17 protein-coding genes are annotated in these 18812 nt (G+C 29.3%); 16 read left to right on the forward strand and 1 reads right to left on the reverse strand.

The window, feature by feature from the left end:
* Positions 1–197 precede the first annotated feature (197 nt).
* Entirely contained in the window at positions 198–518 is a 321-nt protein-coding gene (locus tag L3B96_RS16725; RefSeq protein ID WP_238899655.1) for a hypothetical protein, read from the reverse strand.
* A 177-nt stretch (positions 519–695) separates the two neighbouring features.
* Between L3B96_RS16725 and L3B96_RS16730 the strand changes: the two genes are divergently transcribed.
* The 16 genes from L3B96_RS16730 to L3B96_RS16805 all read left to right on the forward strand — a co-directional run bounded on the left by L3B96_RS16730 (position 696) and on the right by L3B96_RS16805 (position 18809).
* Complete coding sequence (locus L3B96_RS16730) at positions 696–1946, forward strand: polysaccharide deacetylase family protein (protein ID WP_238948134.1); 1251 nt, start codon at positions 696–698, stop codon at positions 1944–1946.
* Positions 1947–2320: 374 nt separating this feature from the next.
* Entirely contained in the window at positions 2321–2824 is a 504-nt protein-coding gene (locus tag L3B96_RS16735; protein ID WP_238948135.1) for a GNAT family N-acetyltransferase, read from the forward strand.
* 740 nt (positions 2825–3564) lie between these two features.
* Positions 3565–4296 carry a TMEM165/GDT1 family protein gene (locus L3B96_RS16740; protein WP_238899658.1) on the forward strand — a complete coding sequence of 244 codons (732 nt, stop codon included), beginning with the start codon at positions 3565–3567 and terminating at the stop codon, positions 4294–4296.
* Between the two features lie 271 nt (positions 4297–4567).
* Positions 4568–5506, forward strand: a complete 939-nt coding sequence (locus L3B96_RS16745; protein WP_077830277.1) for a DUF2935 domain-containing protein — start codon at positions 4568–4570, stop codon at positions 5504–5506.
* 184 nt (positions 5507–5690) lie between these two features.
* Positions 5691–7136 carry an FAD-dependent oxidoreductase gene (locus L3B96_RS16750; protein ID WP_238948136.1) on the forward strand — a complete coding sequence of 482 codons (1446 nt, stop codon included), beginning with the start codon at positions 5691–5693 and terminating at the stop codon, positions 7134–7136.
* 167 nt (positions 7137–7303) lie between these two features.
* Entirely contained in the window at positions 7304–7750 is a 447-nt protein-coding gene (locus L3B96_RS16755; protein WP_012059250.1) for a MarR family transcriptional regulator, read from the forward strand.
* Positions 7751–8004: 254 nt separating this feature from the next.
* Positions 8005–8706, forward strand: coding sequence for a pirin family protein (locus L3B96_RS16760; RefSeq protein ID WP_238948137.1), 702 nt, complete (start codon positions 8005–8007; stop codon positions 8704–8706).
* A gap of 81 nt (positions 8707–8787) precedes the next feature.
* Positions 8788–9408, forward strand: coding sequence for a nitroreductase family protein (locus L3B96_RS16765; RefSeq protein ID WP_238948138.1), 621 nt, complete (start codon positions 8788–8790; stop codon positions 9406–9408).
* A gap of 154 nt (positions 9409–9562) precedes the next feature.
* Complete coding sequence (locus L3B96_RS16770; RefSeq protein ID WP_012059247.1) at positions 9563–9742, forward strand: (2Fe-2S)-binding protein; 180 nt, start codon at positions 9563–9565, stop codon at positions 9740–9742.
* 228 nt (positions 9743–9970) lie between these two features.
* A complete protein-coding gene (locus L3B96_RS16775) occupies positions 9971–11032 on the forward strand; it encodes an FAD:protein FMN transferase (RefSeq protein WP_238948139.1) in 1062 nt (353 codons plus the stop codon).
* Between the two features lie 47 nt (positions 11033–11079).
* On the forward strand, positions 11080–12546 hold the full coding sequence (locus L3B96_RS16780; RefSeq protein ID WP_238948140.1) for an FMN-binding protein: 1467 nt from the start codon (positions 11080–11082) through the stop codon (positions 12544–12546).
* 629 nt (positions 12547–13175) lie between these two features.
* Positions 13176–13892, forward strand: a complete 717-nt coding sequence (locus L3B96_RS16785; protein WP_012059244.1) for a response regulator transcription factor — start codon at positions 13176–13178, stop codon at positions 13890–13892.
* Complete coding sequence (locus L3B96_RS16790; protein WP_238948141.1) at positions 13876–15267, forward strand: ATP-binding protein; 1392 nt, start codon at positions 13876–13878, stop codon at positions 15265–15267. The genes L3B96_RS16785 and L3B96_RS16790 overlap by 17 nt, the downstream gene beginning before the upstream one ends.
* 68 nt (positions 15268–15335) lie before the next feature.
* Positions 15336–16553, forward strand: coding sequence for an HD domain-containing phosphohydrolase (locus tag L3B96_RS16795; protein ID WP_238948142.1), 1218 nt, complete (start codon positions 15336–15338; stop codon positions 16551–16553).
* Between the two features lie 274 nt (positions 16554–16827).
* Positions 16828–17103 (forward strand): CD3324 family protein, encoded by a 276-nt coding sequence (locus L3B96_RS16800; RefSeq protein WP_017209248.1) that lies wholly within the window; start codon positions 16828–16830, stop codon positions 17101–17103.
* Positions 17104–17255: 152 nt separating this feature from the next.
* On the forward strand, positions 17256–18809 hold the full coding sequence (locus L3B96_RS16805) for an ABC-F family ATP-binding cassette domain-containing protein (protein WP_238948143.1): 1554 nt from the start codon (positions 17256–17258) through the stop codon (positions 18807–18809).
* Positions 18810–18812: the final 3 nt, after the last annotated feature.

An 18812-nucleotide genomic window follows, 5' to 3' on the forward strand; every position in this document is an offset into this window, starting at 1 on the left:
TATAAATTAAGAAGTGATTGGCTAGAATGTAGCAATTTAAACTAAAAAATAAAAAGAAATAGAGATAGCATTTAAACTAGGTAGATAATAATAAAGCTATCTCTTTTTTGTTCTATGAAATTGCATTTTAATTATGTACAGTATTTAAAGAAAATATACTCTTAATTATAAACGATAATTGAGAAATGTAATTTTATTTAAGAAAAAGTTAACGCGCCTTGACCCAATATTACAATTCTATCATTATTTCGAATGGGTTTAAGTGGAAACTTTTGAGAGCGTGGATCTAAGGAAATAGCTTGTTGTATTTTCTGTTCAGAATCAAATACAACCATAAATCCTCTATATTCAGATAAATTTTGAACGTTATAAGATACATTTTCCATAAGGCCTAGATCTCGTATGTTATAAAATCCTTCTTTAAAAGTTCGTGGTTGATTTATATCAGCTACTGCAGCAGTACTAATAGTAAATGACAGAAGCAAAAAAATAGAGAATATTGAAATAAATCTCTTCAATTCAAGAACCCCTTTCGTCAGTTTAATGTTATAAAATTTAAATATGTTGAATTTATTATGTGAATCTAGAAAAAATATATTCTTTTTATATTATCTTTAAAATATTGTATAAGTGGCATTATGAGTTTGTAAACATACTTTATATTTGTGAAGCAATATTGTAATAAGTGAAGAAAAATGCTTTGTGATAAAAGAATATTTTTAGTTGAAGATGATCTGAAGATAAATTTTGAAGGCAAATCAATAAAGTTTAATACTTCTATATATAAAAATATTAATCGCTATTTTATGCCCATTTTAGAATTTGTTAACCAGACTGGAGGCAAAATTAATATTAATGGGAGTAAAATAGATATAAAGTTTAAGGAGAAGTCATCTATATGTATAGATTATTGCATTAGTGATTATAAATTTACTGTGATTAATAGTGCATTTTATATATCGTTATTTGACATGTGCAGAATATTAAGCATAAGATCTAAGTGGGATTATAGTAGGAGCACTATTTCACTTTATTGGGATAAAATTAATTATAGGAATCGCAAAAATATTTATGGAAGAGTTGGTTTAATTCGATTTGAAGACATAACAGCAGGCGGTGAATATTTAGATTCTGATAACTTAGAAAAGCTTAGAGTAGTTGCGGATTATATGTATTCAGCGGGCATACCATTTCATATAGCATGGATACCAAGATTTGTTGATCCCCAGAATGGAATTGATAATGATATATCAAAAGATTATAGTATGCCAAATGCTAACTTTCTATTTACAATGGAGTATTTATTAAACAGAAATGGAACAATTGGTTTACATGGCTATACTCACCAGTATGGTGATGAAGTAAGCGCGGTTGGTACTGAGTTTAGTGATGAAAGAAATAATGATGAAAAAAGTATAAGAAAAAGAGTTGAAGCGGCTATTAACACTGCAAAGAAATTAGAATTACCTGTTAAGTTTTTTGAGACACCTCACTATGCAGCCACTGCATTTCAACAAAGCATATTTGAACAATATTTTGATATTATTTATGAACCATTTGTAGGCATTTGGGGAGATATAATAGTTAAAAGTCCTAGAAATTATAGAACTTTGTATATACCTACACCGTTAGGCTATGTAGAAGAAAAAGATGGTATTGATAAAATGATTAATAGAATAAATAACTTAGGTGAAGCTACGCTCGCTAGTTTGTTTTATCATCCATATATTGATTTTGAATATATAACTCTTAAAATTGGTATTAGCAGATATAAATTGAGTGGTTATTCAGAAAATTCACCTCTTCATCAAATAGCAAAAGCACTATACTATAAGGGGGGTAACTTTACAAAAATTACGGATTTAAATCTAAATAGTAAGAAATATGAATTTAAAAAATTATTCTATAGTTTTTTAAATTCGCACAAATATTCTAAGTTAAGATAGTATTTTAAAATTAAAAATGAAACTCGAGTAAATGAGTGATAATGGATATTAATAAGCAATAATTTAATATACTTTGGTATTATCTAAGTGCAAATATTACTAAATGATTTTGGGTAGTATTTACGCTTATCTTTTATCGTACGATTTTATGATGGTGAGTATTACACAAGAATAGTCCAGGCTTTAGCAAGTTTATATGAAAATATAATTGAGCTTTGAAGTGAATTAGGATACACTAATGATAATTGAAACTTCAAATATTGTAAATTTAGGTAAGCTTTAATGATTTTGATGAAGAGAAGAAACTTAATTTTAGTATATATTTTTGTGTTTATTGAATACAAATGAATTTGGTTGTATAAAGGAGAATAGAAATGGGATTTAGAAAAGCGGTTGAAACAGATATAGATGATATAATGAACATTATTAAGCAGGCACAAGCTTACTTTAAAGAACAAGGAATTGATCAATGGCAGAATAATTATCCTAATCCTGAAACAATAGGAAATGACATTGCTAATAAACATAGCTATATTTTATTAAAAGACAATAATATTGTTGCTACGGCAGCGGTTTCTTTTGACGGAGAAAAAACATATGATTCTATTTATGAAGGTGAATGGATTACTAATAGCCAATATGCAGTTATTCATAGGATAGCTGTAGATAACACTTATAAAGGATTAGGCTTATCATCTAAAATTATTAAAAATGTTGAGGAGCTTTGTTTAAGTAAAGGGGTACATAGCATAAAAATAGATACACATGAAGAAAATATATCTATGCAAAAGTTGCTTAAGAAAAATAAATTCCAATATTGTGGAGTAATCTATTTAGAAGATGGAAATAAAAGAATAGCCTTTGAAAGAACACTGTAATTTTGAAGATAGTTCTGCTCTTTCTTTAAATAATGAGGACAAGCACTACTGGAGATTAGTAGTATCAGATAGCAATGCTAATTTATAGGTGGAAGATTATAGCCTTAAATCCTAGAAGTGTAGAAAAAGATAAATTTATGGATTTATTGACACTCAATGGAACTTGCTGTAAAATTAATTTAATGAAAATTTGATTTAAAGTTAAGAGGGAGTAACTGCCTTTAAAAAGGTGATGAAGTCAACATACTGACCTTAGGTCTGGCTTTATCGTAACTAATTTTAGTTAAGTGAGACTTTTAGCGCAATATTTGTGTTTTGATATAAGAGTTTTGATCTAGTTCATTAAAATTCTTATATTAGGACACGTTATTGTGCTGAAGGTCTTTATTTTTTTATTCTTTAAGAATTTATATTACAATAAAATCTGTGGATAATTTAAAAAAAGGTTTATTGACTAGTTTTTGTATCTTAAAAAGAATAAAAAAGAAATCTTATTCGCCTGCCAAATTTTTCTCACATGCGTTCGAAAAGGCAGATGCGTGAAAAAATCTCCGGCTCCACAGTCGCCTGCGATTTTGTTCTTTAATAATTAGTATATTTGATCCTTATGGCTGGGAATATACTTTTGGACAAGTTTGGCTAGGAATTAAAAACTAAACTAAAACAAGTTTGAATTGATGAAAAAGTACACAAAGAGGGAGAGTTCGGGTTAATAAATAATATAATTTGGAGGTATTAAAATGGCATCATTTATTAAGGCATTATTATTAGTGGTAGTTGCAGAAATGGGTGATAAGACGCAGCTTCTGGCAATGGCAATGGTAAGTAAATACAAAGCTAAACAAGTATTACTTGGAGTGCTAATTGCAACTATTTTAAATCATGCATTAGCAGTTGCAGTTGGAAGTTACTTAAGCTCTGTAATTCCAATGGATTTAGTAAAAATTATAGCAGCAGTATCTTTTCTAGCCTTTGGTCTTTGGACAATACGTGGAGATAAATTAGATGATGAAGAAAACAAGAAAGTAAAATTTGGTCCTATTGTTACAGTAGCCATTGCATTTTTCTTAGCAGAAATGGGAGATAAGACTCAGCTTATGACAATAACTATAGCGGCAGAAAATCAACAGCCAATTTTTATCTTAATGGGAACCACAGTAGGAATGCTTATTGCAGATGGTATAGGAATTTTAGGAGGAGCATGGATGTGCAAGCATGTACCAGATATATATATAAAATGGGTAGCAGGCGTAATCTTCATATTTTTTGGAACATTAACTTTGTATAATTCGGTTCCAACAGCGTTCTTAGGACCGCTATATATTGTTTTATACTTAGCTCTTATGGGATTACTGATTTATCTTTTCGGAGTAAAGTTTGCATACTTTGGTCAAGCATGTGATATAGCAATATCTAGGAAAGATGATTTGCTAGATATTGAAAGTGAAGAAGAAATTAAGAAAAGAGCTTAATATTAAATTAAGCAACAATTAATGTAAAACATAATCAATAGAAATCTATAATAGAGTTATGGAAGGTTATCATAGCTCTATTTATTTTATAAAGACCACTCTTAAATATATTTGAATGCATATTTAATTAAAGCCATCTTCTAATTTATTATAGGTAAATTCATTATGACCAAACAATTTTTAATTCAAAAAGTATTATAGAAAGTAACAGTTAGCAGGGAAAAATAATATAATAAAATTGATATTTAATTATTGTATGGGAGAAATTAACGTGTTATCAACTGGTAATTTTATACGACAATCCTTGGAATTACATCTTTTCTTTGCGAGAATTATGAAGGAACATTCATTTTTCTTGGAAATAGGCTTTACGCCAAAGAATTCAAATTATATAGAAGAAGCAGATGCTTTTAGGATGGGATTTGACAATCTTTTATATGATGCAATTACTGTTTCAGAAGGTGTTGTAGGCGGTGATGTATTACAATCTGGTGAAGTAGTAACTCCTTTTACACTTGAAGCCGAAAAAGCATCGGCATATTTTACAGGAGTAAAAATCGCCACTAATATTACTAAAGTGGAAGCTGAATTAATGAGTGATTCTTTTAGCAGACATAATCATGAAGAACTAGAGAAAAAAGTATTTGCAATTAACAATAGAGCATTGGAATTGACAGCTGGTTTAATCAGGTTTAAATCTAGATTATTATCAGATGTCTTATCATGCAAGATATTTACAGTTAATTATCCTTTGCTTATAGACCACATCTTAAGAGAAGCAAAGTTTTATTTTATGCTAGTTCAAAGGCTTCAAAATCATGAAGAAATTGATATAGAGAGAGAAGCTTATGAACAGGAGGCTTTTTGGAATAGAATTATGGCTGAACATTCAAAGTTTATAAGAGGATTGCTAGATCCAACTGAAGATGAGCTAATAAATACAGCAAATAACTTTGGTCATCAATTTGATATATTAACTAGAGAAGCAAGAGCAGCTATGAATAAATCAATTCCAATTTCTAAAGTTACAGATGAAAGCTTAGAAGCAACCAAGTCTATAAGAAATTTTAAGGCACAAGGTACTCAAGGTCTAGTAGAATGTAAGATTAAGTCTATAATAATACCATTGTTGGGAGATCATACGCTACGTGAAGCTAATCACTATTTGCGCTTGCTCAAAATATTCAAAAGGGCTGAAGATATAGACTAGTAATTGTATCTTCAATAAAACTTTTAGCACAATTGCTTATGATGTGCTAGAAGCTTTTTTTATTCTTTAGGAATTTATATTCCAGTTTTTTTGTAATCCATAGTTTCGAGATTATTTGTGGGAACTAATAGAAATCTGTGTATAGTATCTAAAAAAATGGAATACTAAGCATGAGGTGATTTACATGGAAAGTGTATGGAGCTATGAAGTTAATTTTAGAAAGAGAGAAACTTTAAATCAAGATATTCAATGTGATATTCTTATAATAGGGGCTGGAATGGCAGGATTGCTCACAGCATATATGCTAAATAAAAGTGGGAGAGATGTTGTTGTAATTGATGCAAGAAGTATAGCAGGAGGAGTTACTAAAAATACAACTGCTAAAATAACATCTCAGCATGAATTAATTTATGATAAATTAATAAAAGAATTTGGTGAAGATAGTGCCAGTCAATATGCAAGAGCTAATGAGCTTGCTATAAGAAAATACAAGGAAATAATTGATGCAGAAAAAATTGATTGTGATTTTGAGCATAAAGATGCTTACTTGTATACTTCAGATAACATTAAGGACATTGAGGACGAATATAATGCAGCGAAAAGATTAGGAATTGATGCTGAGCTTGTAGATGAAGTAAATATTCCGATAAAAGCTAAAAAGGCATTGAAATTTAAGAATCAAGCACAGTTTCACCCACTAAAATTCTTAAGATCAATTTCAGAACAGTTAACTATTTATGAAAATACAGTAGCTCTTGATATTACTGAGGATAATACTGTAGTTACAAAAAATGATATGAAAATTAAAGCAAATAAAATAGTAGTTGCATCACATTACCCATTCTTAAATACTCCAGGTTACTATTTTATGAGAATGCATCAAGAAAGAGCATATGCTATAGCTTTAGAAAATGCGCAAGATGTTAAGGGAATGTATAAAGGTATTGATCAAAATACATATTCATTTAGAAATTATAAGAATCTATTAATACTTGATGGTGCAGCCAGAAGAACTGGGGAAAATGAAGAAGGGGGAGCATACGAGGAATTAAGAAAGTTTGCTAAAGAATTTTATCCAAATGCAACAGAAAAATATCATTGGTCGACTCAAGATTGTATGACCTTAGACAATATACCTTATATAGGTCACTACTCATCTAAAACCCCTAATATTTATGTTGAAACAGGATTTAAAAAATGGGGAATGACAACTTCAATGGTTGCAGCAATGATAATAAGCGATATAATTCTTGAAAAGGAAAATGACTTCTCTGAAATATTCTCGCCAAGAAGATTTGACATGTCAGCATCTATGAAAAATGCTGCAAAGGATCTTGTCATAACTGCAAAAAACTTTATCGCGGAGAGGATAAATATTCCAGAGGAAACCTTAAGTAGTATTGAAAATGGTCATGGAGGCATTATAGAATATAAAGGTCAAAAGGCTGGTGTCTATAAGGATAATGAAGGCAAAGTATATACAGTATCAACAAAGTGCGCTCATTTAGGCTGCGAACTTAAATGGAATGCTGATGATTTGACTTGGGACTGTCCTTGCCATGGTTCAAGATACAATTATGAGGGAATCTGGATTGAAAGTCCTACTAATAAATGCCTTCATGAAGTGTAGTAATATGTTATAGATAATAGCATAAGTATATTATTTAACATACATAGAGTTTATACGTTGAAGAAGCTGTCTTAAAATATTTAAATTTTAGATGGCTTTTTTAGTTTGGAAAACTATTTTGATATGATACCTTGACATTATTACTAATTAGTAATAATATTATATCCATGAATAAGAATAAAGTAACTTATGGAGAATTAAATGATTTAAATTTAAAAACTATTATAGCATTAAGCCGATGCATACAAAGTGTTAACAAAAGAGAACTTAAGATTATCAAAGAAGGAGGATTAACTTATTCACAATTTGGGGTACTTGAAGTACTGTATCATAAGGGAGATTTAAGAGTCAGTGAAATATTAGAAAAAACTCTTTCAACTGGTGGTAATATGACTGTTGTTATAGATAACTTAGCTAAAGATGATTTGATTGATAGACGTCCTGATCCTAAGGATAGACGCGCAAGTTTAATAAGCATATCTGAAAAAGGAAGAAAGCTTATGAGTGAACTCTTCCCTAAACATGTAGATAATTTAAATGAAATTTTTAGCACTTTAAGTGTTGAAGAGAAGAAGAATCTAATAAATATGTTAAAGAAATTATCAGGTGTATAAAGTGGAACTTACACCTTAATTTTTAAATAAATAGTACTAATTAGTAATTAACTGATTAGTACTGAAGTGTTAACCAGATTTTATAATAGAGCAAAAAAAAAGAGTGAAGAAGTAGGAGTAGTAGAAAAAACTCTTTGAGTTTATTAGTAATACATTTTAAATATTTACTATTATCTATTGCTTATTCATAAATTATATTTTGCGAATATGTTCTAAAATTTGATAGAGTTAGATAAAATGGAGGAGGGTAAAAAATGTTAAGAAAAATTGAAAGCGGAAATATGGGCAGTAGTAATCTAGGATGGTTAAGAAGCAAATTTCATTTTTCATTTGCAGAATACTATAACCCACATAATATAAAGTTTGGAGTTTTAAGAGTTATAAATGATGATTTAGTTGAATCTAATACTGGATTCGATACTCATCCACATAGAAATATGGAAATAATATCATATGTAGTTAACGGTGAACTTACACATGGAGACAGCATGGGAAATAAAAATACAATAACTCGTGGTCATGTTCAATACATGAGTGCTGGCACAGGCGTATATCATAGCGAGCATAATTTAGGGAAAGATGAGTTGAGATTTTTACAGATATGGATATTTCCAGATAAGGAAGATTATAAGCCTAATTATGGAGATTATAGATTTGACTGGAGAGATAGACAAAATAAATGGCTTCATATGGTTTCGAGTAAAAATGGAAATGCACCAATAAAAATAAATCAAGATATAAATGTTTATTCCCTAGAACTTGATAAAGGAAACGAAATTAATTTTCAAGTTAATGAAGGGAGACAGTCCTATTTGGTTCAAATAGAAGGTGGTGCTATAATAAATGACATTGAATTAAATAATAGAGATGGAATGGAAATAGTTGAGGAAGATATTTTAATCAAAGCCAAAGAGACATCTCATATTTTGATTTTAGAAATGAAGAAAGAAAATTAAGAATTGTATAAGTTCAACTAATATTCAGAGGGATGTTGGTTGAACTTCATAAACAAAATAAGAATAAAAAGAGGGGTAATAATGAATGATTTTTTAAAAATTGTAAGAGAAAGAAGATCAGCTAATAAATTTATTGAAAATATTACAATACCTAGAGAAGATTTTAATGATATATTTAGAGAACTTTCACTGGCGCCTTCTGCTTTTAATTTGCAACATGCTAGGTACTATGTTGTAGAAGATAAGGAGCTTATGGAGAAAGTTTATGATGCATCATTTAAACAGTACAAAATAAAAACTGCTTCAGCAACTATAATTGTAACAGGTGATAAAAACGCATACTTATCAGCAGATAAAATTTATGAAGGCTCAATGATGCTTGGAATGATTGATAAAACTGATTATGAAATCATGCTTAATACTATTAATAGTCTTTATGAAGGTTGGGGAGAAGAATTTAAGCATGAAGAAGCTATAAGAAATGCTTCATTGTCAGCGATGCTATTTATGTTATTAGCTAAAGACAAAGGCTGGGATACATGCCCAATGATTTATTTTGAGAAGGAGAAGATTGGTAAGTTATTAAATATTCCAGAGAATGAAGTTCCGGTTTTAATGATTACTATGGGAAAAATGGACAAGAGTAGTAATAAAATTAGAGGATATAGAAAGCCTGCTGCTGAATTTGTGAAATTTTATTAATCAAAGCTTTTACACCCAAAATATTAATATTGGATTTGGGGTGTAAAAGCTTTGAATTTCACTATTAGTATACATAATAAAAATAAAAGTGTTAAAACTATTTAGTGTAAAAAAGTTTTATATTTAAGCTAATAATAACTAAGGAGGCAATATAATGGATGATGATAAAGTAATATGCGGATGTAAAAATGTTAAAGTAAAAGACATAAAGAATGCTATTGCTAATGGTGCAAAATCATTTGAAGAAGTTCAAGAAAAAACTGAAGTTGGAACTGGCTGTGGGCATTGCGTAGAAAACAATAAAGCATTAGTTGATGAATTATTAGGAAAGTGACATCAAAAATAAGAATAGATATGATACAAACATTGATACCACTTACATTGAGATACAAATATATCTTTATGTGGTGGTTCTTTTTGTTTAAAAAATTACTATCCCCATAAAATTCACACAAATAAATGTTAGAATACGTTCAGAAATTGTAAATATAGATTGGAGGAAACACAAAGGTTTTGATAGTTTTAAAAAAGTAAAATCTTATATTCTGGGGGGTATTAAAAATTGATTGGATTAATTCAGCAAAATATATTCTTAGTAATTGTTATTGGAGCTTTTATTATAGTTATTGCAGCTTATGTAGTTAACAAGAATAATAAAGAAAGTGAAGAAACTATTGTAAGAGAATTTTATGGACTTGGTACAATAATACGATTAAGAGTGGATGGAAAAAATGGAGAAAAAGCCATTCAGGAAGCTATGGATAGACTCAATATTATAGAAAATAAAATGTCTGTATTTAAAGAATTTAGTGAGGTCTCCATGATAAATAAAAATGCTGGAGTGTCAAATCAAGCTGTGAGCACAGATACTTACTTTGTAATAAATAAAGCAGTAGAATACAGCAGGTTATCAGGAGGGACTTTTGATCCAACTATAAGGCCTATAGTAAGTCTATGGCGTATAGGAAGTGATAATCCTAGAATACCAAGTAAAAGTGAAATTACAAGTAATCTTAAACTCGTAAATTATGAAGATATAATTCTTGATGAAAAGAGCCATTCAATAGGTTTAAAACATACAAAGCAAGCAATTGATATTGGCGGAATAGCTAAAGGATATGCTGCAGATGAAGTAAAGAAAGTTTTTGAGAATAACAGGATTAAAAGCGCTTTAATCGATCTTGGTGGAAATATTTATGCCTTGGGCACAAAGCCAGATAAAACTTTATGGAAAGTAGGTATTCAAAACCCTGTTGATACTCGTGGAGAACATATTGGAGTTATTAGTGTGGAAAATAAATCTGTAGTTACATCAGGAAATTATGAAAGATATTTTACTAAGGAAGGAAAGATATATCACCATATAATTGATCCTAAAACAGGATATCCTTCTGAAAGTGAGGTTATAAGCTCAACGATAATCTCAGATCACTCCATTGATGGGGATGGACTATCTACAGGGGTTTATATTATGGGGCTTGAAAAGAGTATCAAACTAATAGAATCTTTAAAAGGAATTGATGCCATTTTTATTACTAAAAATAAAGAAGTATATGCAACATCAGGAATAAAAAATAATTTTAAGATAACCAATACAGAATTTAATTACAAGGATAGCCTATAAGAGAAAAACAAATTTATTAACATGGATAGTAGAATGGGAGAGAGACGATGAAAAAAGCAATATCAAGGTTACAAGGATTGAGATTAATTTCTCAAATTATATTTTTAATTTTAATGCCAGAATTAGTTGCAGTGATTTTTAATCAATTTAAAAAGCTATACTCAATGGTTCTTAAAGGAAATTTTGATGTAATATCAGTATGGCCTCAATTATTAGCAATGATTACAATTTTTATTATAACCATAGTACTTGGGAGATTCTTTTGTGGATGGCTTTGTACCTTTGGAGCTATTAATGATTTTATCTACATGGTATCAAAAAAAGTATTTAAAACAAAATTCAAAGTAAATGAAAAAGTAGATTCTATATTAAAATATTTAAAATATGTTATTTTACTATTTATAATAGTAGTTATTTGGACAAGTGGTAGTACAGCGTTTGATAGTTATAGTCCTTGGGATGCATTTGCACAGCTTGATAATATTTCGGGTGCTATAGCAGGTTATACAGGAGGATTTATAATACTTGCAATAATAGCAATTGGAGCAGCTTTTATAGAAAGATTTTTCTGTAGATATCTTTGCCCGCTTGGAGCTGTCTTTTCAATCCTATCGAAGGCTAGAATTTTAAAAATAAAGAAACTTAGAGACAAATGTGGACCTTGTAGAATATGTACAAATAATTGTTCAATGGGAATAAAGCTTTATGAAATGGATAAGGTGAGCAGTGGAGAATGTATAAATTGTTTTAAGTGTATAGATGTTTGCCCTAGAAAAAATACTAAAGTAAATATTTTAGGTGAAGATGTAAGTCCATTACTTCCTAGTGCAATAGCTATTGCTGCATTTACTGGAGTAAATGCTTTAGGTGGTGTTATGAAGGATACAATCCCTAATCATTCATCAAATAATACTGTTGCTAGTAGTTCAGATATTAACAAATCAGAGCAAAAGAAATATAAAGATGGAACATATACAGGAGTAGGGAAAGGTAAGAATCCAGATTTAAAAGTTGCAGTTACTATAAAAGATAACAAAATCACAAATGTAGAAATAGTATCTAATAATGAAACAAAAGGCAAAGAAGCCTTAAATACTATCCCTAGCAAAATTGTAGATACACAATCTACAGACGTTGATGTAGTATCAGGAGCTACAATGACAAGTAAAGGAATTATGGAAGCAGTAAATAATGCTTTAAGCCAAGCGGAAATCAATGTTTCATTAACATCTAATAATCAAGGAAAATATAATGATGGAACTTATGACGGAATTGGACAAGGTAAGGGCCCAGAGTTAAAAGTTGCAGTTACAGTAAAAGATGACAAAATTACAAATGTAGAAATAGTATCTAACAATGAAACAAAAGGAAAAGAAGCTTTAGCAGTAATTCCGAGTGAAATTATAGAAAAACAATCTACAGAGGTGGATGCAGTATCTGGTGCCACAATGACAAGTAAGGGAATTATGATGGCAGTAAATGATGCACTAAATCAAGCTATAAGAAATGATTAATTCTTTAAATACAGACATAATTTAATTTTTTTGTAAATATTCATTTAAATAGATGCTTCATAGACATCTAGTAAGAATAGAATATATTTATTTTTTCAATGGAAAATAGAATGTATTTAAATTTAAGGAGGAATCAATTTTAAATGGTATAAAAGTAATTGGACATAGATTTTTTGGTGCAGTTCCTTATGTTTCTGATGAAACCCGCAAGGATTATCTAAATGAAGTAGAAAAAATAATAAAAGATAAAATATAGAGCTTCTTATTTATTGTTAATTAGGGAATTATGAATTAAGATTATATCGTGGCAGAATGAAATAGGCTAGGATATAATCTTAATTTGATATATAAATAAAGATAAATCATCTAGTTAAATAAAAGTAAATGACAAACTAGGAATTGAATCTAAGAATAGTTTATTTGTAATTTCTACAACATAAGCTGTAATTATTATATTTAGTGCAACACCGGAATTTCAAATAACTAAGTTACATATGATATTTTTAAGTAAAAGCAGCCTTTGCAAAAATTAAATTAAAATTTCTATAGTATTCTTAAATAAAAGTAATATAAGGTAAAAATTATTAAACATTTAACTTATAATTTTAAAATCAGATAGGGGATAAAATATGCTGGAAGAGAAAAAGGTTCTTATAGTAGATGATGAGAATAAGATAGTTGAAGTTATAAAATCATATTTAGAAAAAGAAGGTGCAATTGTATTTGAAGCATATGATGGAAATCAAACATTAGAGGTCTTTGAAAGGATTAATCCAGATTTAATAGTTCTAGATTTAATGCTGCCAGATATGACAGGTGAAGAAATCTGCAGTATAGTTAGAAAAAGATCTAGAGTACCAATTATAATGCTTACAGCAAAAATTGATGAAAAGAGTATAATTTCAGGATTACATATGGGTGCTGATGATTACATAACTAAACCTTTTAGCCCAAGAGAGCTTATAGCAAGAATATATGCAATATTTAGAAGACTTAATGAAGAAGTTGTACCTTTATCTAATGAAATTTCATTTAATGATAATGATTTGGTAATAGATATGTTAAAGAAAGAAATACGGAAAAATGGAGAGAATATAGGGCTTACCTCAAGGCAGTATAAAATATTGATGACCTTACTTAAGTATCCTAACAAGACTTTTACAAGGGAAGAGCTTATAAGTACGGCACTTGGAGATGATTATGATGGATATGATCGTAATGTAGATACTCACGTTAAAAATATAAGACAAAAGATTGAAACCAATCCTAAGGATCCACAGTATATAATTACTGTCCATGGAACAGGCTATAGGTTTGGAGGAGAATTTAATGAAGAAAAATCTTAGAAACAGACTTTCACTTTCATACATATTTATAACAATGATTTGCGTAGCACTTATTAGTATCCTTTCACATTTCTTTCTTGTAAATCAATTTAAAAATTATGTTATTCAAGAACGTCAAAGAGACAATAAAATTATTGTTGCAGCTATAAGTCGTGAGTATAGCAATAGTTCAAATTTTAATGTTGAAGCAATTCAAAGTATTGGCGCTGGTGCAATTGAAAATGGATTATTTATTACCGTAAAAGATGCATCAAATAAAGTAATATGGGATGCTGAAACTTACAATAATATTAAATGTGAAGAAGTTAAAAATCGTTTGATTAGTACAATGGAAAAGATTTTTCCAACCTGGGAAAGTGAATATTCTAAAGATGAATATCCAATAATAAATAATTCTAATAAAGTAGGAGATATAAGTATAGGTCATTATGGCCCTTTTTATTATGATGAAAATGACATAATGTATTCAAAAACACTAAATAAAATACTTATAGGTGTTGGAGCAGCTTCTTTATTATGTGCATTAATATTGGGATTGATAATGGCTGAAGGATTAAGCAGACCAATTTTGAAGGTTATAAATATAGCAGAGATGATTTCAAAAGGGGATTATAGTCAAAAGATTGAGAAGAAATCAAATGTTGAGGAGCTAGACAAACTAACTGCCACCATTAATAGTCTTGGGTATTCTCTTAATGAACAAGAAAAATTAAGGCAAAGACTAACAAAAGATGTTTCCCATGAACTTAGAACTCCACTTTCTACCCTTCAAAGTCATATGGAAGCGCTGATAGATGGAATATGGGAGCCAACTCCAGAGAGGCTTATAAGCTGCCATGAAGAGATACTAAGACTTAAACGTCTTGTAGGAGATTTGGAGAAGTTAGCACAGTATGAAAGTGAAAATCTCGTTTTAAATAAGACGGAATTTAATATTGGTGAGGCTGTTAAAAATATAGTTTTAAACTTCGAAAAAGAATTTTTAAATAAAGGTGTATCTTTAATTTTTCATGAGAAAGATATTGTTGGATATTTAGATAAAGATAAAATAAGCCAAGTTGTAGTTAATCTAATATCTAATGCATTAAAATATACTCAAAAAGGTGGTAAAGTGGATGTTAATATATCTGAAGATAACAATTATATTGAAATAAGCGTTAAGGATACAGGGATAGGAATATCTCAGGATGATTTACCTTATGTGTTTGAGAGATTTTATAGAGCAGATGAATCAAGAAATAAATTAACAGGTGGAGCAGGGATAGGTCTTACGATTTCTAAGTCTATAATTGAAGCACATGGTGGAAATATAACATTAGATAGCATAATTGGTAAAGGAACTAATTTTGTGGTAAAAGTACCGAAAATAGTATAAAATATTTTTATACTATTTTCGCTTTTTTTTATACAAAAGATAAGTTTGATGTAACAAGGAGGAGAATTATGTTATTTAGGTTAAATGAATTTCTAATGGCTGTTTCATTTGCTTTAGACTTTGTGGAGATGGATATTCTCGGGATGGCATCTAACCATGGAAAAAGAACTGCATATATTTCAATTAGTATTGCTAAAGAACTGGGTCTGAATTCTGAAGAGCTCCATGATGTAGCTGCACTTGCAATGCTTCATGACAATGGGTTAAGTGAATATAGCCTGCATGAAAAATTGGCTACAAAAGAATTAAAAAATGCAGCGTTATTAGAAGGGGTAAAAGAACATTGTACAATTGGAGAAAGTAATATTAAAAACTATCCATTGCTTACTAATGTGAAAAATATAATAAAGTACCATCATGAAAGGTATGATGGTACAGGATTCTTTAGATTAAGGGGAGAAGAAATTCCTCTAATGTCGCAAATTATAGCAATTGCTGATGCTTTAGAAAAGACCTTTGATTTGCAGAATAATAATCACAATATGCAAAACAAAGTTTGTGAATTTGTAAGGAATCAAGAAAATATATCATTTTCTTCAAGAATTGTAAAAGCGTTTTTTAAAGTTACTGAAGAGGAAAAGTTCTGGATGAATTTAGAAAATAGTTTTATTAGTATAGAATTAGAAAAAAGAATTCCAAAGCATAGCCTGGAATTATCATTTGAAGAGATTCATGGTATAACTAATGTGTTGTCAAAGATTATTGACTCTAAATCTAGCTATACTCAAAGGCATTCTCAAGGCTTATCAGAGAAGGCAGCTATTATGGCAGATTTCTATAACTTAGAGAAGGAAGAAAAGATGAAGCTAATTATTGCTGCAGATCTTCATGATATTGGTAAACTAGCGGTGCCAAATGATGTATTGGACAAGCCAGATAAACTTTCTGATGAGGAATTTAAAATTATAATGAAACATCCAGAGTACACTAGATTAGCACTTCAAGAAATAAAAGGATTTGAGGATATAACTGAGTGGGCTTCAAATCATCATGAAAAGTTAAATGGAAAGGGATATCCTTTTGGTATGACAGACAAAGAATTAGATTTTAATTCGCGTCTTATGACTTGTCTTGATATTTATCAGGCACTTACAGAGGAAAGACCATATAGAGAAGGATTATCCCACGAAAAAGCAATGGAAATACTAAAAAGTATGATGGACAATGGATTTATAGATACTAAAATAACTAAAGATATTGATTATGTTTTTAGTAAGTTGAGTTAAATTATAATGAAGTATCTTCTTATGATTTAGGAATACGGATTACATTTGAGGTTCAAAGCGTCAAAATTGACACAAGTTATTGTGATATAATATTATAGAATAAAAAGGAAGTGAATTCATTATGATTCTAGTAATAGTAGTTAGCTCCATGCAAAGATTATAATATGTGAAAAACTTTTGCCTGGAGCCAATATATCAACAGTAAGTTTTTCATATTATAATAGGTCTTTGCATCTTCATTTAGATATTAAATGTAGAGTGGAGCGAAGAAATTATGAAATATGAAAAAGCGCAAAATATACTGCCATATAATATAATTGAACTAATTCAAAAATATACAGATGGTGGATATATATATATACCAAGAAAAAATGAAAATAAAAAATCATGGGGAGAAAATACTGAGACTAAAAGATATCTTAGTGCAAGAGATAAAGAAATTTTTAATAAGTATTCATCTGGAATGTCCGTTAAAATTTTAGCTGAGCAGTATTTTTTAACTGAAGGTAGTATTAGAAGAATAATAAGGAAACAAAAAAATTCTACTTAATATAAGAGAAAAGGCATATTTTTCACAGTCATTACTATGGAGAATATGCTTTTTTTCAGCATGATTATAAACATTACAGATTTATTCTTAAACTTGGTCTTCATATTACATGATGATATCATTTATTATGAGGACACAAGGAGATGTAAAATATGAGTATTTTAACAATTGAAAACATGAGTCATTCATTTGGCGATAGGATTTTATTTAACGATGTATCTTTTAGGTTATTAAAAGGAGAGCATATTGGCCTTGTTGGTGCTAATGGAGAAGGAAAATCGACTTTTATGAAAATAATTACTGATCAAATATTACCAGATAAAGGCACTATTGAATGGAATAATAAATTCAGTATTGGTTATATGGATCAATTGGTTGATTTGAAAGAAGGAATTAATGCGTTAAATTTCTTAAAAGAAGCATTTGATAATTTATTTAATATAGAAAGTAAAATTAATAGTCTATATATTGATCTTCAAAATATGAGTGAGAAGGATATGGAAAAATCTTTAAATAAAATTGCTATTATGCAAGAAATATTAGATAAAAATGATTTTTACAGTATCAATTCAAAAATACAGGCAACTGCAGTAGGTCTTGGAATTAAGGACCTTTTAGATAAAGATGTTTCAACTTTAAGTGGCGGGCAAAGAACTAAGATTTTACTCGCTAAATTACTTTTGCAAAAGCCAGATATTTTATTACTGGATGAGCCGACTAATCATTTAGATGAAGAGCATATTGAATGGCTAAAAAATTACTTAGTAAATTATGAAAATGCATTTATATTAATATCGCATGATAATGTTTTGTTAAATAATGTGGTAAACGTAGTTTATCATCTTGAGCACAAAGTATTAACAAGATATGAAGGGAATTATGACTATTTTATTAAACTATACGAAATACGAAAAGAACAGAGATTGATTGAATATAAAGAACAACAAAATGAAATAGAAAAGCTTGAAGATTATATAAGAAAAAATAAAGCAAGAGCCTCAACTTCAAAGCAAGCTAAATCAAGAGAAAAGAAACTTAATAAGATTGAAAGAATAGAAATAAAAAAAGAAATTATAAAACCTCATTTTAATTTTAAAACTGTAAAAATGCCAGAAAGTATAATCCTTGAAGTAAGCAACTTGATTATCGGATATAACAGACCTTTAAGCAAACCTTTAAACTTAAAAATGAAAAGAGGACAAAAAATTGCAGTAACAGGAGCTAATGGATTAGGAAAGACTACTCTGCTAAAAACCTTACTTGGAATGCTAAAACCTATAAATGGTGAAATCACTTTAAGTGAGCATAGAAAAATAGGATATTTTGAGCAGGAAATTGCATGGAATAGCACTAATTCAGTTTTATATGATGTTTGGAGTGAGTTTCCTCACCTAACTCAAACGGAGGTAAGAAGAGAATTGGCCAGGTGTGGATTAACAAGGCAGCATATAGATAGCCCTATTAATATATTAAGCGGAGGAGAGCAGGCTAAAGTCAGATTATGCAAACTTATTAATGAATATACAAATGTATTAGTATTAGATGAACCAACAAATCACCTAGATATTAATGCTAAAAATGAATTAAAGCGTGCATTAAAAGAATATGAAGGAAGTATGATTTTAGTATGTCATGAGCCGGAATTTTATAAAGATATTGCTACAGATATATGGGATTGTGAAGAGTGGGGGAGTTTTAGTATATAAAAG

This window comes from Clostridium sp. YIM B02569 (assembly GCF_022320765.1).
GTDB lineage: Bacteria > Bacillota > Clostridia > Clostridiales > Clostridiaceae > Clostridium > Clostridium beijerinckii.